Origin of the sequence: Ilumatobacter sp., assembly GCF_030065885.1 — a bacterium.
Classification (GTDB): domain Bacteria; phylum Actinomycetota; class Acidimicrobiia; order Acidimicrobiales; family Ilumatobacteraceae; genus Ilumatobacter.
The window spans coordinates 104,353-123,992 of the sequence record NZ_JASJCS010000008.1; the positions used below are offsets into that span (position 1 = coordinate 104,353).

A 19,640-nucleotide genomic window follows, 5' to 3' on the forward strand; every position below is an offset into this window, starting at 1 on the left:
GATGCGTACCACGGCAGTAGCACTCGGAGCGGCCCTGCTGACACTGACGCCGGCCGAGATCGGCCTCGCCAGACAGTCCGACGTCGTCCTGGACGTCCTCGTGTCGCCGGAGACCGTCGTGCTCTCGGGGGCGAACGTCACGTTCACACCCGTGCTCCTGATCCCGGTCGACGAGGCGGTGACGATCACGTCGATCGAGAGCGGGCTGCACGGTGACGTCACCGACGCCACCAACCCAGCGATCGTCGCGACGACCTGCACGGTGCCCGACCCTGTCGCACCCGGCGACAGCTTCGGGGCGTACGACTGGGGGTGCGAGTACCAGGTCGTGATCACCGGCGACCCGGGGACGGTGACCGACACGATCACGGTCAGGGTGATCCGCGCCGACGACACCGAGGTGATGATCACCGCTGACGCCTCGGTCACGATCGGTGTGACCACGGGATCCATCCGCGGCACGCTCGTCGACGACCAGACCGACGAGCCGATCGCAGGGGTGCGGGTCATGGCGTCGGGCGACTCGGATTCCAGCAGCGCGACGACCGATCATCTCGGAGGCTTCGGCTTCGAAGGCCTCGACCCGGGCGAGTACCGCCTGGTCGCAGGGAACCTGGTGGAGCTCACGCCATCCGACTACGCCGTCGAGTACTACGACGACGCAACGTTCGGCTCGGCGGATCTCGTCACCGTGTTCGCCGGCGAGGTGACCACGATCGAGTGGGACCTCGCGTTCGGCGGCATCGTCCAGGGCATCGTCACCGATGCGTCGACCAGCGAACCCCTCGAGGGCGTCGAGGTCGACTGGGTGGGCCTCAACACCGACGGCAGCCGCCTCGGCCCGCACCCAGGGATCGACAGTGACGAGCGCGGCGCCTACCAGGTCCGCGGGCTGCACGCGATCGACGTGCTGGTGTGCTTCTCGAAGGACGGCTACGTCGACGAGTGCTGGGACGACCGGACCGACTTCGGCAGTGGACTGGCCGGCATCCCCGGCGACCCGATCACCGCGGCGCCGCGTTCGACCGTCGGCGGGATCGATGCGGCACTTGCGCCGATCGCTCCCCCGGCGACGACAACGACGACGCCGCCGACGTCCACCACGGTCGTCGCACAGCAGCCCGTCGACGTGCTCCCCCCGACGGGCAGCTCGCTCGACGTCGGCCTCTCGATCGTTGCGCTGGCGACGATCCTGACCGGCACGCTGGCGATGCGAACGGCTCGGCGGGTTCAGACCAGCTGAGCGCCGGCGGCGCCACGAGCGACCTCCTGCCGAGCCGGCTACGTCGGCAGCACCGCGACCACGGTGGTGCCGGCACCGGTGCGCGAGTCGATCGCGAGCTCGCCGCCGATCGCCGCGACCCGGTCGGTCATGCTCAGCAAGCCGAGCGAGGGAACGGCATCGTCGGTGTCGAAGCCCGGTCCGTCGTCGCCGACCTCCAGCCGGATCGCCCCGTCGGCGCGCTCGAGACGCAGCCGGACCGGCACCCCGGGCGCGTACTTGGCGGCGTTCGACAGCGCCTCCAGCGCTGTGAAGTAGAGCGCCGACTCGACGCCTCGGCCGTGGCGGCCGACGTCGGCGATGTCGGCCTGCACGTCGCCAGGCGCCCGGCGCGCCGCGGCCGTCAGCGCCTCGGCGAGACCGCTCGTCTCGAGCAGCGGCGGGTAGATGCCGTGCGCAAGTTCGCGCAGCTCCTCCACCGTGGCGTCGACCTCGCTGGACAGGCCGGCGACCGACTCGTGCACGTCGGGCGAGTCGGCCGTACGGCTCTCGAGGAGGCGCAGCCGCATGCCCAGCGCGAGCAATCGCTGCTGCGCGCCGTCGTGGAGGTTGCGCTCGATCCGGCTGCGTTCGGTGTCCGCCGCCTCGACGACGCGTCGGCGCGAGGCGAGCAGCTCGCGCGCGGAACGCGACAACTCGACGTTGAGCGCCCGGGCTCGCTCCAGTGCCGTGCGCTGCAGTGCGTTGTTCTGGCGGATGACGAGGGCGATCGGCACGATCAGCGCCGCCAGTGCGCCGATGACGAGCACCAGCTCCGCGGTGTCGTCGATGTCCTCGATGACTCCCTCGTCGTCGAGCAGGAGGCCGATGCCGGCGACCACCGCGCCCACCACCGCCGAGCCGGCGATCGCCACACCGAGCGTGCCCGGCGCCAGGTACGGCGTGGCGAGCACCAGCGGGAGCAGCACGGCGAGGATCATGACCGGCCAGAGGAACGGGAACAGCACGCTCACGGCGACCGCGACGATCCAGTTGCCGACCATCACGAGCGCGAGCGCAGGACCGAGCGCCGTGTGCACGAGCCGGCGCGCCACGGCGAGCGCGGCGATCAACGCGAGCAGGAACGGCACGACGACCCAGACGCCGCGTTCGCGGACGGCGACGCCGTTGACGATCGTCACGAACGCCACACCGCCTGCGGCGCCGATCATGTCGATCCGGATGAACTGCGAGATCAGCGTGCGGTCGCCGTCGGGGCCGACATCGCCGTGCTCGTCGCCGACCGTCGGCTGCATGCCCGGCACGGTACACATCGGATCGGCACGGCCCGAGCCGGACGGCGTGAGTACCTTGACGGGGTGTCCACGCTGCGCGTCGTGCTCGCCGACGACAACGTCCTGATCCGCGAGGGTGTCGCGGCGATCCTGGAGGCGCTCGACGACGTCGAGCTCGTTGCGCAGTGCGAGGACGTCGGCCAGCTCGACGACGCGGTCGAGACCCTCGGACCCGACGTCGTGATCACCGACATCCGGATGCCGCCCACCCACACCGACGAGGGCATCACGGCGGCGATCGCGATCCACCAGCGCCACTCGGACACGGGCGTCGTCGTGCTGTCGCAGTTCGACGACCCGTCGTACGTGTTGAAGCTGTTCCAGGACGGGTCCGACCGCCTCGGCTACCTGCTCAAGGAGCGCGTCAGCCCCGGCGAACTGGGGCGCGCGATCCGCGCCGTCGCGTCCGGTGGCTCGCTGATCGACCCGCGCATCGTCGAGGTGCTGGTCGAGGCCCGTACCCGTCGCCCGTCGGCGATCGACCGTCTGACGCCACGCGAGCGCGAGGTGCTCAGTCTGATCGCCGAGGGCCTCAACAACGCCGCGATCGCCGGCGAGCTCGTGCTCAGCGAGAAGGCCGTCGCCAACCACATCAACTCGATCTTCTCCAAGCTCGACCTCGGCGGCGAACCCCAGGCCCACCGCCGTGTCAAGGCCGTGCTGCTGTGGCTCACCCAGTAGCGCTTCGGACGGCTGGTCGCCGCCCTGTCAGAATCGGGACATGAACAGGATCACGGAAGACCCCCGGATCGATCCGCGGATCAAGGCGCTCATGGGCAGCTTCCCGTTGCTGCCCCGCGCCGACGTCGCCGACCGGGAGGAGCTGCTCGCAGAGGCGTCGACGCCCGAGGCGATCGCCTTCCACTCGCAGCTGAACACGCTGCTCGACGCGATCGACGACGAGACGATCGCACCGACCGAGGGCGTCGACATCCGCACCGTCGAGTACACGTCCGCGCCCGACGGCAACACGTGCAGGCTGCAGGTCATCCGGCCCCACGGCGACGATCCGCTGCCGTGCGTGTACTACATCCACGGCGGCGGGATGATGTCGATGTCGTGCTTCCTCGGGATGTACCGGTCATGGGGCCGCCTGATGGCGAGCCACGGCGTCGCCGTGATCATGGTCGACTTCCGCAATTGCCTGACGCCGTCGTCGGTGCCCGAGGTGGCGCCGTTCCCGGCGGGCTTGAACGACTGCGTCTCGGGCGTGAAGTACGTGCACGAGCACGCCGCAGAGCTCGGCATCGATCCGGACCGGATCATCGTCGCCGGCGAGAGCGGCGGCGGGAACCTCACGCTGGCGACCGGCATGAAGCTCAAGCGCGACGGCGACCTCAGCCTGATCAAGGGCCTCTACGCACTGTGCCCGTTCATCGCCGGCGAGTGGCCGCAGGAGCGCTTCCCGTCGTCGACCGAGAACGAGGGCATCCTCCTCCACCTTCACGACAACCGGCCGCGGATGGCCTACGGCATCGAAGCGTTCGAGGCCAAGGACCCGCTCGCCTGGCCGTCGTTCGCGACCGTGATGGACGTCGAGGGGCTGGTGCCGACGATGATCAGCGTCAACGAGTGCGACCCGCTGCGCGACGAAGGCGTCGAGTTCTACCGTCTGCTCGTGCAGGCGGGGGTCGCTGCCCAGTGCCGGCAGGTGATGGGGACGATCCACGGCACCGAGATCTTCTCGATCTCGTGCCCCGACGTCAGCCACGAGACCGCGGCGAGCATCGCCCACTTCTGCCGCACGGTGTGAGCGACGACACGTGAGCAGCGACGAGGCGGCCCGCGAGCAGGCAGGCGCGCCGCACTTCCCTCTCCAGGAGTTCCTCGGCTTCACGATCCGACACGACGACGCGGGTTCGGCGACCGCGTCGGTCGTGCTCGACGAGCGTCACCTCAACCCGCACGGGCCCGCCCACGGCGCGGTCGCGTTCACGTTGATGGACACCGCGATGGGCGCAGCGGTGATGGACGTCGTCGAGGAGGGGCACCTGTGCGCGACGATCGAGGTGCACACCCGGTTCCACCGACCGGCGTTCGCGGGCGAGCTCGCCGCGACGGCAACCGTCCTCACAGCCGGACGCCGGGTCGTCCAGCTCGAGGCGCGCACCGTTGACGGCGAGGGGCGGCTGATCGCCAGCGCCACCGGCAGCTTCGCCGTGTTCGAGGTGCCCTCGCAGACGGCCTCGTCCTAGCGTTGCCGCCATGCACGAGCTCGACCCGTCCAGCTGGCTGATCTACGGCGGTCGGCCGATGGAGTCGGGCGACCCGCTGAACGTGCCGCCCGTGATGGCGTCGAACTTCCGCCTGCCGGGCGAGCGGTACTACAGCCGCACCGAAGGCACGCCGACTCAGGTCGCGTTCGAGACGCTGATGGGCGGGCTCGAGGGCGGACGCTCGCTCGCGTTCTCGTCCGGCATGGCGGCGGTGGCGACCCTCTTCCACGGGTTGCCCGTCGGCTCCACGCTCGTGATACCCGAGGACCCGTACCACGCCGTGAACGGGCTGGCCGTCGAGGGCGAGGACCAGGGTCGATGGAGCGTGCTCCGACTCGACCTCGCCGACACCGGCGCATGGATCGAGGCGATGCCGGATGCCGACCTCGTCTGGCTCGAATCGCCCGCCAACCCCCTGATGACGGTCGCCGACCTGCCGGCGATCTGCGGCGCCTCGCGTCCCGATCGGTGCGTGGTCGCCGTCGATTCGACGTTCGCGACGCCGCTCGTGCAGCGCCCGCTCGACTTCGGCGCCGACGTCGTGATGCACTCGGCGACGAAGTTCATCGGCGGCCACTCCGATCTGCTGGCGGGGGTGCTCACCGTGACCGACGAGGCCCTCTACGACGACCTGTACCACCGGCGGGTCCGCAACGGTGGAACGATCGGCGCGATGGAGGCGTACCTCGCGATCCGCGGCGCCCGCACGCTCGCACTGCGGTTGGAGAAGTCGATGGCCAACGCCGAGGTGCTGGCGGTACGGCTCGACGCACACCCCGAGGTCGCACGCGTCCGCTATCCAGGCCTACCGACGCACGACACCCATGCGCACGCCGCCGGCTTCATGCGGGGCTTCGGCGCGATGATGAGCTTCGAGGTGACCGGCACCGGCGAACGGGCGAGCGCCTTCGTCGAGGCGGCCGAGCTGATCAACAACGCCACCAGCCTCGGCGGCATCGAGTCGACGATGGAGCGCCGTGCGCTCGTACCGGGTCAGGAGACGATGCCGCCCACGCTGATCCGCTTCAGCGTCGGCTGCGAGCACGTCGACGACCTGTGGCGCGACCTCGACGACGCGCTGACGGCGACGGCCTGAGCACCACCGCCGACGCCCGCTGACGATCAGGCGAGTGCGATCCCGCCGAGCACGCAGAACACGCCCGCCGATGCGAGCAGGCTGAAGATGATGCGGAACCCGGTGACCGTCATCAGCGCTCGGTCGGCGTCGGCGCGGTTCCGCGGCGTTCGGTAGAGCACCACGTACTCGCCGAGGCGGCCGGCGCGCCGGAAGCTCTCGGCGCCGACGGCGAACAACACGATCCCGAGCAGGATCCAGGCGGTCATCGCGTTCACCCCTCACCTCCAGCGTCGACCTTTCACGCCGACTTCGCAAGACCGGAACAGGCACGTCTTGCGTCGATGGGCGCGGTCACGCCGACGAGGACGGCGCCTGCGTCGCCGGCGCGTGCTGCCCGAGGAGCATCTCGGTCATGTCGTCGATCATCGTGATGGCGCGCTCTCGCGACAGCAGCCCGTGGATCGTGAGGCTCAGCACGCCGTGCCCCGACGCCCACATCTCGTGCGCGATCCGCTCGGCGTCGCCGGCGAGCTCGCCGGCCTCGACCGCATCGGCGACCGCGTCGATCAGCGGCTGCAGCGTGGTGCGGGCGAAGCCGCGGCTCGCGGGCGGCGGCTCGTACTCGGGGAGCGGATGGGCCGTCATCAGGTCGTAGAGGTGCGGGTTCTCGAGCGCGTTGTCGCGGTAGGCCTCGCCGAGCCGGCGGATGCGGTCGAGGACGGGTGCGGACCGATCGAGGCGCTCGAGCCGGTCGGCGAGGCGAGCGTAGCCCTCGCGGTACAGGGCGTCGGCGAGGCCCGGCTTCCCCCCGAACTCGGTGTAGATCGCCTGGGTCGACGTGCCGGCCTCGTCGGCGATCCGGCGCACGGAGAGCGCGTGCGGGCCCTCGTCACGCACGATCCGCTCGGCGACGGCGAAGACGGCGGTGTCCCCGCTCGACCGACGCACGTCGACGTTCACACCGGGCACTCCGTCACGCTGAGCACTCCGTCACGCTGCCGGCTTCCACGATGGTGAAGTCTACGTGAAACAGTGCTCCAACGGTGTTCCAACAGTGTTCCAACGATGTTAGGATCTCGGCCATGATCGCTCCCCCCGACCTCCGCCAGCGCAGCCGCGAACTGCTGCTCGGCCGCGACGTCGCTCGACTGGCCATGCGGTCGCGACGACTCCGCACCCTCCAGCACGGCACCGGTGCCCCGGTCGTGCTGGTGCCCGGGTACGGCGCGACCGACGCCGCGCTCGCGCCGCTCCGCCGCTTCCTGACGCGCCTCGGCCACGATGCTCGACCCGTCGGCATGGGCCGCATCAGCGACGACGTGCCCGGCCAGTTCCCGGTCGTCACCGAGCGGGCGGCCGCGATCGCCGACGAGACCGGCCGTGCGGTGACGCTGATCGGGTGGAGTCTCGGGGGTGTGCTGTCACGAGAGGCCGCCAGGGATCGGCCCGACGCCGTGGAGCGGGTCGTCACGTTCGGCACGCCCGTCGTCGGCGGCCCGGCGTACACCGCGATGGGCCACCGGTACGACCCGGCGTACCTCGCCGAGGTCCAGGCGGCGATCGCCGAGCGCGAGCAGACGCCGATCACGGTGCCGGTGACGGCGTTCTGGAGCCGCAACGACGGCGTGGTCGCGCCCGAGGCGTGCATCGACCGCACGACGCCCGGCGTCGAGAACGTCGAGGTGCGCGCAACCCACGTCGGCATGAGCCTCGATCCGGATGTCTGGGCCGGCATCGCCATCCGGCTGGCCGCCGACACGGCGTCCACGGCCCGCCACACCGCGCACGAGACAGCGAGGAGCACTGCATGACCAGCAAGTGGGTGACCGGCACGAAGGCGCCGGTCCACGACGAACTCGACGTCGCCGACCTCGAGGTGACCGGCGCGCTGCCGCCCTCGCTGTCGGGCCGGCTCGTCCGGATGGGACCCAACCCGATCGGCCCCGTCGCCGACGAGCACCACTGGTTCGCCGGCGCCGGCATGGTGCACGCGATCGACCTCGACGGTGGCCGGGCGACGCGGTTCGTCAACCGGTGGGTGCGCACCGTGCCGGTCAGCGACGAGCTCGGCGAGGAGACCGCGCTCGCACCGGTCACGAGCGGTGCCGACATCGCGAACACGAGCGCCCTGCACATCGCGGGGCAGCTGCTGGCGCTCACCGAGACGTGCCCGCCGTACCGCCTCGACGCCGACCTCGCCACGCTCGGCCGTGAGGACTTCGGTGCCGGCGTCGAGCACTTCACCGCCCATCCGCACACCGACCCGGCGACGGGTGAGGTCCTCGCCGTCGGCTACGCCGCCGACGACGACCCGAGCTGCACGCTCTACACGATCGGCGGCGACGGCCGGCTGGCGTCGCAGCGCCGCATCGACCTGCTCGGTCCACGCTCGGTGCACGACATGGCGTTCACGCCGGACCACGCCGTCGTGTGGGATCTGCCGCTCGAGATGGTTCACGAGGGCGCCGACCCCGATGTCCCGTTCCGGTGGAACCGCGAGGGCGCCGCACGCGTCGGCCTCGTCGACCGGCACGACGCCGGCGCCCCGGTCCGCTGGTACGACATCGAACCGTGCTGGGTCTTCCACCCGGTGAACGCGTACGAGACCGATCACGGGGTCGTCGTCGACGTGTGCCAGTTCGACCGGATCTTCGACGTCGACCCGACCGGCCCCGGCGATCCGTTCCCGCCCCAGCTGTGGCGCTGGACGCTCGACCGCGACGCCGCCGAGGTCAAGCGCGAGCTGATCGACGACCGCATCCAGGAGTTCCCGCGGATCGACGAGCGGCGCTGGGGCTCGCCGGCGCGGTTCGGGTACACGGTCGAGCTGTTCTCACGCCACCACTCGGCAGCGATCCTCGCGCACGATCTCCAGACGGGCGGCAGCGCGCACTGGGCAGCCGACGACGGGCATGCGCTGGGCGAGGCGGTCTTCGTGCCCGATGCCGACGACGCCGGCGAGGGCGAAGGCTGGCTGCTGGCGATCGACTCGACGCCCGACCGGAGTGACCTCGTGGTGCTCGACGCGACCGACGTCGCCGCCGGCCCGGTCGCCCGCGTGCACCTCCCCCAACGGATCCCCGACGGGTTCCACGGGGACTTCTACTGAACGGGCTAGCCAGCTGAACGGGCTTCGCCGGACCGGCCGAGCCGCATCGGCTCCGCCTGACCGAGCTCGCCGCCGCTTCCCTTCGGCGCTCGCCCACCGCACGCCGCGCGACGCGGTCGGGAGGTGAGATGATCGTCGACCAACGCGGCCGCCCTCGCCGCCGCGGCGTGATTGTGCCCGGCAGCGTGGCGCCCGTCGCCTGGCGGGGTGGTGCGACCCGTCAGACGTCGTGGACGACCCAGACGTTGGGTTCGACGTAGACGGCGAGATCGCGATCGAGGTCGGCGATCACCGGCACGAGCGCCCGGCCGACGATGGTCGGGCCCGGGCGATCGAACGGCTCGCCGGTCCACTCGCGCCACTCGGCGAGCGAACCCGACACGGTCATCGAGCGTGGCGCGACCCGCACGATCTCACCGCCGACTCGGACGTGGGTGCGCAGCCACGGATCCTCCGGCAGGCCGTCGGCGCGCACTCTGGCGGCGTAGCCGGCCATGTCCTCGTCGGGGAACCGGTGCTTGTTCGTGGGACGAACGGGTGCCACGAGTTGCTCGACACCGCGGGCCCGGGCTGCCGCTCGCATCGCGCCGATCAGCCGGTCCGCGAGACCGGACCCGCGATGCTCGGAACGGATCACGATCTCGAGCGCGCTGACGTGGGTCGCCGGGCGGTCGTCGGTGGCGTCCTGGATGCCCCACCGGATCACCTCGTCCCACCCGGCGTCGGGCAGTTCGTCGCCGCGCATGGCGAACGGCACGGCGAAGCCCCTGGCCTGCACCGCGCCCGGTTCGTCGGGGTCCTCCACCACGAACACGAGGTCGGCGAACAGCCGCTCGCAGCGCTCGTAGTAGAGGTCCGCCGTCGGGTCGTGGAGCAGGAACGTCGGCCAGAGGTGCGTCAGCGACCACAGCTCGGTCGCGAGGTCCGGACGTTCGGCGAGCGACGCGAGGGTGAACCGGTCGGTCGCCGCCATGGGCCCGTCGCCTCGGCTACCCGACGACAACCGGGTCGGGTTCGAAGTCGAGCCGGCCGTGGTCGATCTCGGGGAGCACGTACCGCGAGAACAGGTCGCATTCGGCGGCGTGGGGGTAGCCGGAGAGGATGAACGCGTCCATGCCGGCGTCCGTGAGCTCGTTGATCTTGCCGAGCACCTGATCAGGGTCGCCGACGATGGCCGCACCGGCACCCGAGCGGGCACGACCGACGCCGGTCCAGAGATGACGGTCGGCGTAGCCCTCGTCGTCGGCGCCCTCTCGCAGCGCGGCCTGGGCTGCGACCCCTGCCGATGCCGAGTCGAGCGACTTCTGCCGGATCTCGCGCCCGGTCTCGTCGTCGAGCTTGGAGAGCAGGCGCCGGGCCGCGGCGCGGGCCTCGTCCTCGGTCTCGCGGACGATCACGTGCGACCGCCAGCCGTAGCGCAGGGTGCGGCCCTTGGCCGCGGCGCGGGCGTCCATGTCGGCCTTCACCTCGAGGACCTTGTCGGTCGTGTCGGGCCACATCAGGAAGACGTCGGCGCCCGCCGCCGCGCACTCGCGCGCCGCCGGCGAGAGGCCGCCGAAGTAGAACAGCGGGCTGCGACCCGTGACCGTGCGAGCGCGCGGCGGGTCGATCGTCAGGTCGACGAAGTCGCCGTGGTAGTCGACCGGCTCGCCGTCGAGCAGCTCGCGCAGCGCGTACATGATCTCGGTCGAGCGACGGTAGCGCGGCTCGCTGCCCAGGCTCTCCCCAGGCATCTCCGAGGAGATGATGTTGATCGTCAGCCGTCCCCCCATCATCTGATCGAGCGTCGCCAGCTGGCGCGCCAACTGCGGCACGACCAGCTCGCCGCACCGCACCGCGAGCAGCATCCGCAGCTTCGTGATCGGCGCGAGGCCGGCGGCGAAGACCGTGTTGTCGATGCCGAGTGCGTAGCCCGACGGCAGCAGCACGTTGTCGAAGCCGTACCGGTCTGCGGTCAGCACGATGTTGCGGCAGTGCTCCCACGAGGAGGCGAGTTGCGGGTCGGGCACCCCGAGGAACTCGTAGTCGTCGTCACACAGGGCGCTGAACCACGCCATCTCGACCGTCATGTGCTCGCTCCGTTCATCGCCGCGTCGGCTGTGTCCGTCGGGTACGGGTTCATCATGTCAGCGCTCATGATCTCGGCCAGCTCGACGGGTCGGCCGAGGTCGATGCTGCGGTGGGCGGCGACGCCCATGGCGACGGCCCAGTAGCCGTCGTCGAGCGTGACCTCGGGTGCGGCACCGGTGCGGATCGCCTCGATGAAGTGCAGGTGCTCGATGTAGCTCGACCCGTGGTGGAGACCCTGGTAGGCGATGCGGTCGTCGGCGACCTGGCGCTGCTCGACGCCGCCGAGTCCGTGCACGCCGCGCCGACCGACGCGCAACGTGTTCGAGGGGATGAACGCCTCGACCTTGCCCGTGGCGCCCACGACCGACGTCTCCTGCTCCTCCTGCGTGGCGTCGGCGAACATGCACAGGTCGAGCAGCGCCCGCGCCCCGCTCGGGTAGTCGACGACGACGTAGGCGTTGTCGAGCATGTCGGCGGCACGGCCGTCGTAGATCTCGTCGAGATGGTTGACGTCCTGAGCGCCCGAGGCGAAGACGCGATGCGGGCGCTCGGTCAGGATCAGGTTCATCAGGTCGAAGAAGTGGCACGTCTTCTCGACCAGCGTGCCGCCGGTCTTCTCGGTGAACCGGTTCCAGTTCTCGACCTTGGCGAGGAAGGGGTAGCGGTGCTCGCGGATGGCGACCATCCTCGGCGCGCCGACGACGCCGGCGCGGACCTGCCGCACGAGCTCGGCGGTGACCGACATGTAGCGGTACTCCATCGCCATCCAGGTGATCGCGTGGGCCGACCGCTCGGCGTCGAGGGCGATCAGCCGCTCGCAGTCGTCGACGCCGGTCGTCAGGGGCTTCTCGAGCAGGGCGTGCAGATCGGTCTCGAGCAGGTCGGCGGCGATGTCGGCGTGGGTGTGGTTCGGCGAGGCGACGACCACGGCGTCGCACAGCCCGCTGCCGAGGAGGTCGCGGTGGTCGTCGAAGACCGCGACGTCCGAACCTGCCGCCGCTGCGCCGGCATCGCGCGATGCCGCATGCGTGTCGGCGATGGCCGTCACGACGCCGCCCTCGAGCACGTTGACGTTCTCGATGTGCTCGATGCCCATCATGCCGGTCCCGATCACCCCATAGCGGACGATGTCGTCGGCGTGCGTCATGCCGTCCAGTCAAGCATCCCGGCCGGTCCCGCTCACAGAGGCGTTCGTCTCGATCGCACCAGCACGATCCGGTAGGATGCTTGCGTGCGCAATCAACTGTCGAGGATGCCCGCGCTGTTCGTCGGCCACGGCAGCCCGACGAACGCGCTCGAGTCGAACCGGTACACCGACGCGTGGCGCGAGCTCGGCCGATCGATCATCGCCGAGGCCGGCACGCCGCGGGCGATCCTCGCGATCTCTGCGCACTGGTACATCAACGCAGCGGCGGTCACGGCGATGGCGCGGCCGAGGACGATCCACGACTTCTACGGCTTCTCCGACGAGCTGTTCGCGTTCGAGTACCCGGCGCCGGGCGACCCTGACGTCGCCGGCGAGATCGTCGAGGTCGCGAGGCCGGTCTGGGTCGGCCTCGACCACGACAGCTGGGGCCTCGACCACGGCACCTGGTCGGTGCTCGCCCACCTGTTCCCCGACGCCGACGTGCCGGTGATCCAGCTGTCGATCGATGCCACGAAGTCGGTCGGCGAGCACCTGGCGCTCGCCACGCAGCTGGCGCCGCTGCGCGAGGACGGCGTCTTGATCGTCGGCAGCGGCAACGTCGTGCACAACCTGCGGATGCTCACGTGGGGGCGCACCGACGGCTTCGACTGGGCCGACCGCTTCGACGACGCGGCGCGCGAGGTCGTGACCGAGCGACCGGGCGACGTGGCGTCGCTGACGTCGCACGACGACTTCCGAATGGCGGCGCCGACGCCGGACCACTTCGTTCCCCTGCTCTACACGGCCGGCCTCGCAGCAGCCGCTGGAGACCGAGCGAGGGTGACGTCGTTCAGCGAGGGCGCGACGATGGGCAGCATCTCGATGACGTCCTACCGCGTCGACGACTGAGCGCGACGAAACCGACCCTGTGGTGCCTCGCCGCGCGCGCCAGCGTGCGGCGATGGCGATCGACGATCTCGGCCAGCTGATCGGCAGGTCCGTGCTCGTCAGCATCCGATACCTCGATGCCGACGGTGAGGTCGCATCCCGGCTCCAGTTCGCCGGCATCGTGACCGCGGTCGATCCCCTGGTCGAGATCGATCACGGCGACGACGTACCGTTCACGTTGCTGCCCGAGCCGGACGCGTTCGACCCGGCACCGCCGGGCGAGTACCGGCTGCGCGAGAGCGGCGAGACGGTCGTCGACCCCGACGTCACCTCGACCTGGACGGTCACACCGCCGCCATCGCGATCGCCACGACGGCGACGCGGTCGCCGGTGGTGCGACCCGGAGTTCAGGTTGCAGCTCGACCCGTGAGCGAGCGCGCTACTCGCGTGCGCCGACGAGATCGAGGAACCGCATGACGGCTTCGTCGGCGCGCCTGGCGATCGCTGCCTTCGAAGGAGGGCGCTCGCCGAGCAGGACGCGGATCTGGGTGTCCTGCACGACGAGGCCATAGAGGAGCGAGAAGGCGGCAGCGGGGTCGTCCGTGGCGAGGTGCCCCTCGTCGGCGAGCCGGGCGAGGTACTCCTCGACGATCGGACCCACCCGATGCCGGCCCGACTCGAGCAGGATCGCTGCGAGGTCCGGCGACGTCATCGACGCCCGGTTGAGCGCGACCGAGCGTTCGCTCGTCAACAGCGAGAGCAGACCGATCGCGTACCCCGTCAACGTGGCCTGCGGGTCACCGTCGCCGGCGAGGGCCGCATGGACCTGCTGCGCCGAGGCATCGGCGTTGTCGCGGATGACCGCCTCGAACAGACCCGGCTTGCTCCCGAACCACGAGTACAGCGTCTCCTTCGAGGCGCCGGCTCTCCGGGCGATGCCGAGCATCGTCACGCCGTCGTAGCCGTGCTCGAGCAGTTCGTCGAACGCGGCCTCGATCACCCGGTGCCGCCGCTCCTCTCGTTCGCCGGCTCGGGGCCGGCCCCGACGGCTCCCCCGGGTGGCTGTCGTCGTCGTTCGGTCGTTCATGGCAGATCCCTCTTGACAAATGTACCACACCGTACGATTATTCGTAATCGAACCCGGACGTACGATTCAGGAGGAACCATGACAACCATCGATCTCACGACGGATCCGGCCGGCACCGACTCGACCATCACGGATCCGGCATCACCGGCCGATGCGTCGCGCACCGCGCTGCTCGTCGGGCTGCTGCAGGCGCTCGTCGTCGCCAACCTCGTCCAGGTACTGGCCGGCTTCACCGGCGCCGACCCGAGCCCGCCCGCCGACGTGGTCCCGGGCATCGCGGCCACCGCGCTGCTGGGCATCGCCGCAGTGCCGATGGTGCGAGCCGGCGCACGGGCGGGCTACCGCCTCGGCATCGGCTTCTGCCTGGCGTCGATGGTCGGCATGGGCCCGCACAAGCTGTTCATGGCCGACGGCGGCGTCATCGCGCCGATGGCGCTGGTCGGGTTCGCACTCGAGGTCGCGTTCATCGTCGCGGCCGTTCGGACGCTGCGCGAGCTCCCATGAGCGCCGCACGGGTGACGCTGGCGGTGGCCACGCTGCTCGTGGGCCTGGCCGCCGGATTCTTCTTCACGTACGAGGCGTCGGTGACGCTCGGCCTCGCCGAGGTCGACGACGTCACGTACGTGAGGACGTTCCAGGCGATCAACGAAACGGTCCGCAACGCCTGGTTCGGCATCGTGTTCTTCGGCTCGGTGCCGGCACTCGTCGTCGCGGTTGCGGCGAACCGGCGTGAACCGGCGGTGCGCCTCGCACTGATCGGCGCGTCGCTCGTGCTCCACCTCGCGACGATCACGGTGACCGCGACCGGCAACCTGCCGCTCAACGACGATCTCGCCTCGTACGAGCAGGTCGATGCCACGAGCGCCGCCGCCGCACGGGCTGACTTCGAGAGCGACTGGAACCGGTTCAACCTGATCCGAGCGCTGACGAGCGGCGCCAGCTTCGCCTGCCTGGTCGCGTGCGCCCGAGGAGTCGTGCGCGACGACGAGGCCTGACACGGCGCTTCACGTGCGGCTCACGGGACCGACCGGGCCGCATCGGCATGGCGACCCAGCGTCGCCAGGACCACGACGAGGACGAACAGGCCGGGCACCATTGCGAAAGCCGCTCGGATACCGGCCTCGTCGGCGATGACGCCCAACGTGAGCGGCGCGAGCAGCAGGGAGCCGCCGGCGGCGATGAAGACGCGCGCCGCGGCGATGTCGGAGCGGTCGGGCGCCGTGTCGATCGCGAGCGACAGCAGCATCGGGAACAACATCGACATCCCGAGACCGCCGACGAGCAGCCCGCCGACGACCGGCAACACCGAGCTCGACGCCCAGAACAGCAAGATGCCGGCGAGTCCGACGGTGGCGGCGACGAGCAGCAGCGTGAAGGCGCTCTCGATCCGGGCTGCCCGTGCGCCGAGGAGGCGGCCGGCCAGCATCGCCCCGAAGAAGGCCGTCATGAGGAACGATGCCGCGCCCTCCGTCGTGCCGGCGACGTCGACGAGGTAGCCCGCACCCCAGACACCGATCGACCATTCGGCTGCGACCGCCGGCATGAGACCCGCCCAGAAGAACCAGTAGGCGCGTGGCAGCCGCCGGCGCCGCCCCGCTGCCGCGATGCTCGCCGGGCGCGGGAACGACTCGCCGGACCGGCGGACGGCGAGGCCACCCACGACGAGCAGCGGCACGACGAAGGCGGGCCGCCACCCGGCCCCGACGGCTACGAACGCGCCGATGAGCACGGCCGGCGCCACGCTGCCGATGCTCGCGGCGATGTTGATCTCGGTCAGGGCGACCTCGTGGTGGCGCGGATGGAGATCCGCAAGCGAGGCATGGCTCACGGCCAGCATGATGCTGCCCGACAGGCCGATCAGGAAGCTCCCCGCCAGGGTGACGGCGGCGTGCGGGCCGACCCCGATGAGGAGCGAGCCGGCGGCCACACCGGCGCCTCCGGACCAGAACGTCCGTGCGCGACCGCTGGCCCGCACGATCCGTGCGACCGACGATCCCGCCAGCACCGAGCCCGCAGCGATCGCGGTGTAGTGGAGCCCGCCGATCGTGCGGCTGATCCCCAGGTCGTCGCGCAGCGACGGCATCGCGGGACCGAGTGCGGCGATGGCGAAGCCGAGTGCGATCGACATGCTGTAGGTCAGCCAGGTCAACCGCTCCCGCGTGAACGCCACGGGGTCCCCGGCACCGAGCTCATGGTCCGTCTCCGTGACTCCGACGGTAGCTGGCGGCGTGCTCGGACGCCTGGGCCCGCGCCCGCTCCCGGCGACCACCTCCACCACCTCCACCACCGCTACTTCGAGCGCAACGACGGGAGCCGGCTGGTGCCGATCGACGTCCTGTTCGGCACGCACCACGACGGCACGGCGGAGGCGCACGGGCGGATGCGGGCGAGGCGGCGGTCGGGTCAACCTGCGGGGGCCTGACGAGGAGGGCGGGCGGTCGGCAGTCGAGCTCGACGCGCTGGACGAACACGGCGACGCCGGGTAGCAAGGAACCATGCCGCAGGGAAGCGCGTATCCGGGCCCGGCCGATGACCTCGAGGCGTATCGCGATCTCGTCGAGCGTCACGGTGATGCCGAGGTTCGCGGGGCGAAGAACCCGTACACCTCACGCAACGGCTGGATGACGAGCTTCCTCGACCCGGAGGGGCTGATCTGCCTGCGCCTCTCGGCCGACGAGCGCGCTGCCGTGATCGACGCCGGCGGCGGGGCGGTGCAGCAGTACGGGCGGAACATGCCCGACTTCGCGAGCGTGCCTCCCTCGGCCGGCGACGACGAGCTCGACGCGCTGTTCGCCACGAGCTGGGACCACGCCGGCACGCTGCCACCGAAGTAGGGGTTGAGCGGCGGTCTCGTCGACGGCTCGGTGGCGCTGCGATCGCCCGTGGCGATGAGCGAGACCGGTCGATCGATGTGAACCATACGCTGGGGTGTTGCCTCTCCGATCGAACACATGTACGATGCGTGCATGTCGGATCTCGAAGGCACTCCGGAGGAGGCGGCGGGAGGCCTGCTCGCTGACGATCCGGATGAGAAGCTGGCCGAGATCTGCGGCGTGCTGAACGCCTATCACGCCAAGCTCGTGGCCCACGTCGCGGGCCGGTTGGAGCGCGACGAGTGGCAGGGACATCGCATCCACTCCCCCACTCAGTGGGTGGCGTGGAAGACCGGGCTGTCGCCATCGCGGGCGAAGCAGATCGTGCAGATGGCCGAGCGGCGGGCGTCGTTCCCCGCCGTGACCGAGGCATTCGAGCGTGGCGAGCTGGCGGTCGACCAGGTCGACGTCGTCGTGTCGAGGGCACCGGCGTGGGCCGACGCACAGGTGGTCGAGTACGCCGCGACCACGACCGTGCACCAGCTCCGCTGCACGATGCGTGACCGGTTCTTCACCCCCGATCCCGACGAGGCGAACGCGGAGTCAGATGGCTCGGAGCCCGAGGAGGCGCCGGTCGACCGAGACCGCCTCTCGACCGGCGTCACCGATGATCACCGCTGGCGCATCAACGGTGAGCTCGGCCTCGACGACGGCGGCATCGTCGACGCGGCGCTGCGCGAGGCGAAGGACTCCCTGTTCGAGCGCGGCAACATCGACGCCACGTGGGCAGACGCGCTGGTCGAAGTCGCTCGGCGATCGCTCGACTCGGTCGAGTCACCGGCCCGGCGCGATCGCTTCCGCACGTGGTTCCACCTCGACGTGACCGACGGCGCGATGACCAACACCGGGGGCTGGCGGTTGCCCGACACCGTCCGTGATCACCTGCTGTGCGACGGCGTCGTCCAACCGGTGTGGGAGCAGGAAGGCCTACCGACGTCGGTCGGCCGCACCCAGCGCATCGTCCCCGACCGCACGAGGCGCGTCATCGAACGCCGCGACCGCGGCTGCCGGGTGCCGGGCTGCACGGCGACCCGATTCGTCGAGATCCACCACATCATCCACTGGCTCGACGGTGGCCCCACCGACACGTGGAACCTGGTCAGCCTCTGCCCGAAGCACCATCGTCTCCACCATCAGGGCGGGCTCGGGATCAAGGGCGACGCCGATGCTGAAGACGGTCTGTTGTTCACCGACGATCGTGGCAATGTGATCGAGCGTTGCGGTCGACCGAGGCCTCCCACCGATCCACCGGAGGTACCGGCGGGCCGGTACCTCCACCCCACCGGCGAACGCCTCGACATGCGATGGCTCGGCGACAACTGGATCCACCCCGACGAACTTCGGCGACGGCGCGAGGCGGCCGCGCCGCTCGAGCCGAAGCCGGATGAGATCTCCTGACGCTGTCCGACTCCGCTGCTCCTGCGGCTCGTCAATCGTGCGGACCCAGGAGGACCACACCGGCACACCCGCCGCCGAAGTACGCCGGGCGCACAGGGCGGGGGCTGTGGCACGATCGGCGGCGATGCCGGACGAGCCGTTCCAGATCTCGACGCCGCGATTGACGCTGCGGCCGTGGTGCGACTCGGACCGTTCCGTGTTCGCGAGGTTGCACGCGGACCCCGCGGTGATGGCTGACCTCGGCGGGCCGATCGACCGCCGACGCAGCGACGCCAAGCTCGACCGCTACGTCAGCATGTTCGACCGACACGGCCTGACGAGGTGGGCCGTCGATCGCTCGGACGGCAGCTTCCTCGGCTACGCCGGGATCATGCTCGTCGAGGGCGATCACCCGTTGGGCGTTCACCACGAGATCGGGTGGCGACTCCGACGCGCCGCCTGGGGCAAGGGCTACGCCACCGAGGCGGCGAGCGCAGCGTTGCACGACGCGTTCACGCGAGTGGGGCTGTCCGAGGTCCTCGCGTACACGTCGGTGGACAACGTCCGATCCCAGGCCGTCATGCGGCGACTCGAGCTGACGCGGGACCCCTCCCGCGACTTCACGGCGGTCTACGACGACATCGGCGAGTGGAACGGCCTCGTCTGGGTCGCCGATCCGAGCCGACTCACTACACCGACTTCGTCAGGCCGCCGTCGACCCTGAGGTTCTGGCCGGTGATGTAGCTGGACCTGTCGCTGACGAGGAATTCGATCACCTCGGACAGCTCCTCGACCCTCGCGTAGCGGCCGGCGGGGATGCGGGCGACACGGTCCTCCTTCTCGGGGAGGCTGTCGATGAAGCCGGGCAGCACGTTGTTCATGCGCACGTTCTCGGCGGCGTACTTCGTGCTGAACAGCTTGGCGAAGTCGGCGAGGCCCGCACGGAAGACAGCAGAGGTCGGGAAGTCGGGGTCGGGCTCGAAGGCCGCGAACGTCGACACGTTGACGATCGAACCGCCGCCTTGCTCCTGCATGATCGGCGTCACGAGGCGGGTCATGCGAACGCAGTTGAGCAGGTAGTGGTCGAGGCCGGCGTGCCATTCCTGGTCGGTGATCTCGAGCACGTCGCCCTTCGGGCCGTGGCCGGCGCCGTTGACGACGCCGTCGATGCGGCCCCAGCGCTGCATCGCCTTGCCGACGAACATCTCGAGATCGTGCGTGACGTGGTTCGAGCCGGTGAAACCGAAACCGCCGAGCTCG

Annotated in this window: 24 protein-coding genes; 15 read left to right on the plus strand and 9 right to left on the minus strand. The window is 70.6% G+C overall.

Features of this window, described 5'->3' with window-relative positions; genetic code table 11:
* Nucleotide 1 precedes the first annotated feature (1 nt).
* On the plus strand, nt 2–1,243 hold the full coding sequence (locus QNJ12_RS03590) for a carboxypeptidase-like regulatory domain-containing protein (RefSeq protein ID WP_300618898.1): 1,242 nt from the start codon (nt 2–4) through the stop codon (nt 1,241–1,243).
* A 38-nt stretch (nt 1,244–1,281) separates the two neighbouring features.
* Here the strand turns inward: QNJ12_RS03590 and QNJ12_RS03595 are convergent, their stop codons facing one another.
* Nucleotides 1,282–2,517, minus strand: a complete 1,236-nt coding sequence (locus tag QNJ12_RS03595; protein WP_300618901.1) for a histidine kinase — start codon at nt 2,515–2,517, stop codon at nt 1,282–1,284.
* Nucleotides 2,518–2,580: 63 nt separating this feature from the next.
* Between QNJ12_RS03595 and QNJ12_RS03600 the strand changes: the two genes are divergently transcribed.
* Genes QNJ12_RS03600 through QNJ12_RS03615 form a run of 4 tightly spaced genes read left to right on the plus strand, consistent with a single transcriptional unit; the run spans nt 2,581 to nt 5,868 of the window.
* Nucleotides 2,581–3,237 carry a response regulator transcription factor gene (locus QNJ12_RS03600; protein ID WP_300618904.1) on the plus strand — a complete coding sequence of 219 codons (657 nt, stop codon included), beginning with the start codon at nt 2,581–2,583 and terminating at the stop codon, nt 3,235–3,237.
* Between the two features lie 40 nt (nt 3,238–3,277).
* Nucleotides 3,278–4,309, plus strand: a complete 1,032-nt coding sequence (locus QNJ12_RS03605) for an alpha/beta fold hydrolase (protein ID WP_300618907.1) — start codon at nt 3,278–3,280, stop codon at nt 4,307–4,309.
* A gap of 10 nt (nt 4,310–4,319) precedes the next feature.
* The gene (locus QNJ12_RS03610) at nt 4,320–4,751 is read left to right on the plus strand and encodes a PaaI family thioesterase (protein WP_300618910.1); all 432 of its coding nucleotides are present in this window, start codon (nt 4,320–4,322) and stop codon (nt 4,749–4,751) included.
* A 10-nt stretch (nt 4,752–4,761) separates the two neighbouring features.
* Nucleotides 4,762–5,868, plus strand: coding sequence for a PLP-dependent aspartate aminotransferase family protein (locus tag QNJ12_RS03615; RefSeq protein ID WP_300618913.1), 1,107 nt, complete (start codon nt 4,762–4,764; stop codon nt 5,866–5,868).
* Nucleotides 5,869–5,894: 26 nt separating this feature from the next.
* Here the strand turns inward: QNJ12_RS03615 and QNJ12_RS03620 are convergent, their stop codons facing one another.
* Both QNJ12_RS03620 and QNJ12_RS03625 read right to left on the minus strand, forming a co-directional pair.
* The gene (locus tag QNJ12_RS03620; protein WP_300618916.1) at nt 5,895–6,116 is read right to left on the minus strand and encodes a hypothetical protein; all 222 of its coding nucleotides are present in this window, start codon (nt 6,114–6,116) and stop codon (nt 5,895–5,897) included.
* An 85-nt stretch (nt 6,117–6,201) separates the two neighbouring features.
* Nucleotides 6,202–6,810 (minus strand): TetR/AcrR family transcriptional regulator, encoded by a 609-nt coding sequence (locus QNJ12_RS03625; RefSeq protein ID WP_300618919.1) that lies wholly within the window; start codon nt 6,808–6,810, stop codon nt 6,202–6,204.
* Nucleotides 6,811–6,932: 122 nt separating this feature from the next.
* Here QNJ12_RS03625 and QNJ12_RS03630 point away from each other — a divergent pair, with 122 nt between their 5' ends.
* Together QNJ12_RS03630 and QNJ12_RS03635 are read left to right on the plus strand one after the other, a co-directional pair.
* A complete protein-coding gene (locus QNJ12_RS03630; RefSeq protein ID WP_300618922.1) occupies nt 6,933–7,661 on the plus strand; it encodes an alpha/beta hydrolase in 729 nt (242 codons plus the stop codon).
* Nucleotides 7,658–8,959 carry a carotenoid oxygenase family protein gene (locus tag QNJ12_RS03635; protein ID WP_300618925.1) on the plus strand — a complete coding sequence of 434 codons (1,302 nt, stop codon included), beginning with the start codon at nt 7,658–7,660 and terminating at the stop codon, nt 8,957–8,959. Before QNJ12_RS03630 ends, QNJ12_RS03635 begins: the two co-directional genes overlap by 4 nt.
* 220 nt (nt 8,960–9,179) lie before the next feature.
* On the opposite strand, the gene QNJ12_RS03640 is transcribed toward QNJ12_RS03635, so the two are convergent.
* From QNJ12_RS03640 to QNJ12_RS03650, 3 genes are read right to left on the minus strand one after another with little or no spacing between them, the layout of a single operon-like run.
* Entirely contained in the window at nt 9,180–9,932 is a 753-nt protein-coding gene (locus tag QNJ12_RS03640) for a hypothetical protein (protein WP_300618927.1), read from the minus strand.
* Nucleotides 9,933–9,948: 16 nt separating this feature from the next.
* Nucleotides 9,949–11,028 (minus strand): LLM class flavin-dependent oxidoreductase, encoded by a 1,080-nt coding sequence (locus QNJ12_RS03645; RefSeq protein ID WP_300618930.1) that lies wholly within the window; start codon nt 11,026–11,028, stop codon nt 9,949–9,951.
* Entirely contained in the window at nt 11,025–12,176 is a 1,152-nt protein-coding gene (locus tag QNJ12_RS03650) for a Gfo/Idh/MocA family oxidoreductase (RefSeq protein ID WP_300618933.1), read from the minus strand. The genes QNJ12_RS03645 and QNJ12_RS03650 overlap by 4 nt, the downstream gene beginning before the upstream one ends.
* Before the next feature lie 105 nt (nt 12,177–12,281).
* Between QNJ12_RS03650 and ygiD the strand changes: the two genes are divergently transcribed.
* Nucleotides 12,282–13,064, plus strand: coding sequence for a 4,5-DOPA dioxygenase extradiol (ygiD, locus tag QNJ12_RS03655; protein ID WP_367281745.1), 783 nt, complete (start codon nt 12,282–12,284; stop codon nt 13,062–13,064).
* Nucleotides 13,065–13,116: 52 nt separating this feature from the next.
* Nucleotides 13,117–13,473 (plus strand): hypothetical protein, encoded by a 357-nt coding sequence (locus QNJ12_RS03660; protein WP_300618938.1) that lies wholly within the window; start codon nt 13,117–13,119, stop codon nt 13,471–13,473.
* A 9-nt stretch (nt 13,474–13,482) separates the two neighbouring features.
* On the opposite strand, the gene QNJ12_RS03665 is transcribed toward QNJ12_RS03660, so the two are convergent.
* On the minus strand, nt 13,483–14,130 hold the full coding sequence (locus tag QNJ12_RS03665; protein WP_300618941.1) for a TetR/AcrR family transcriptional regulator: 648 nt from the start codon (nt 14,128–14,130) through the stop codon (nt 13,483–13,485).
* 78 nt (nt 14,131–14,208) lie between these two features.
* Here QNJ12_RS03665 and QNJ12_RS03670 point away from each other — a divergent pair, with 78 nt between their 5' ends.
* Both QNJ12_RS03670 and QNJ12_RS03675 read left to right on the plus strand, forming a co-directional pair.
* Nucleotides 14,209–14,634: a hypothetical protein gene (locus QNJ12_RS03670; RefSeq protein WP_300618943.1), complete on the plus strand. Its 426-nt coding sequence runs from the start codon at nt 14,209–14,211 to the stop codon at nt 14,632–14,634.
* Nucleotides 14,631–15,125, plus strand: a complete 495-nt coding sequence (locus QNJ12_RS03675; protein ID WP_300618946.1) for a DUF1772 domain-containing protein — start codon at nt 14,631–14,633, stop codon at nt 15,123–15,125. Before QNJ12_RS03670 ends, QNJ12_RS03675 begins: the two co-directional genes overlap by 4 nt.
* Before the next feature lie 20 nt (nt 15,126–15,145).
* Here QNJ12_RS03675 and QNJ12_RS03680 read toward each other — a convergent pair whose 3' ends face one another.
* Nucleotides 15,146–16,300, minus strand: coding sequence for a sugar MFS transporter (locus QNJ12_RS03680; protein WP_300618949.1), 1,155 nt, complete (start codon nt 16,298–16,300; stop codon nt 15,146–15,148).
* Nucleotides 16,301–16,321: 21 nt separating this feature from the next.
* On the opposite strand from QNJ12_RS03680, the gene QNJ12_RS03685 reads away from it, so the two are divergent.
* The 4 genes from QNJ12_RS03685 to QNJ12_RS03700 all read left to right on the plus strand — a co-directional run bounded on the left by QNJ12_RS03685 (nt 16,322) and on the right by QNJ12_RS03700 (nt 19,104).
* On the plus strand, nt 16,322–16,552 hold the full coding sequence (locus QNJ12_RS03685; protein ID WP_300618951.1) for a hypothetical protein: 231 nt from the start codon (nt 16,322–16,324) through the stop codon (nt 16,550–16,552).
* 73 nt (nt 16,553–16,625) lie between these two features.
* On the plus strand, nt 16,626–16,964 hold the full coding sequence (locus QNJ12_RS03690) for a hypothetical protein (RefSeq protein ID WP_300618954.1): 339 nt from the start codon (nt 16,626–16,628) through the stop codon (nt 16,962–16,964).
* 132 nt (nt 16,965–17,096) lie between these two features.
* Nucleotides 17,097–18,401, plus strand: coding sequence for an HNH endonuclease signature motif containing protein (locus QNJ12_RS03695; RefSeq protein ID WP_300618957.1), 1,305 nt, complete (start codon nt 17,097–17,099; stop codon nt 18,399–18,401).
* Between the two features lie 124 nt (nt 18,402–18,525).
* On the plus strand, nt 18,526–19,104 hold the full coding sequence (locus tag QNJ12_RS03700) for a GNAT family N-acetyltransferase (protein ID WP_300618959.1): 579 nt from the start codon (nt 18,526–18,528) through the stop codon (nt 19,102–19,104).
* Here the strand turns inward: QNJ12_RS03700 and QNJ12_RS03705 are convergent.
* Nucleotides 19,070–19,640: SDR family oxidoreductase (locus QNJ12_RS03705; RefSeq protein WP_300618962.1), on the minus strand; the 571-nt coding region annotated here is incomplete at its 5' end. The genes QNJ12_RS03700 and QNJ12_RS03705 overlap by 35 nt on opposite strands.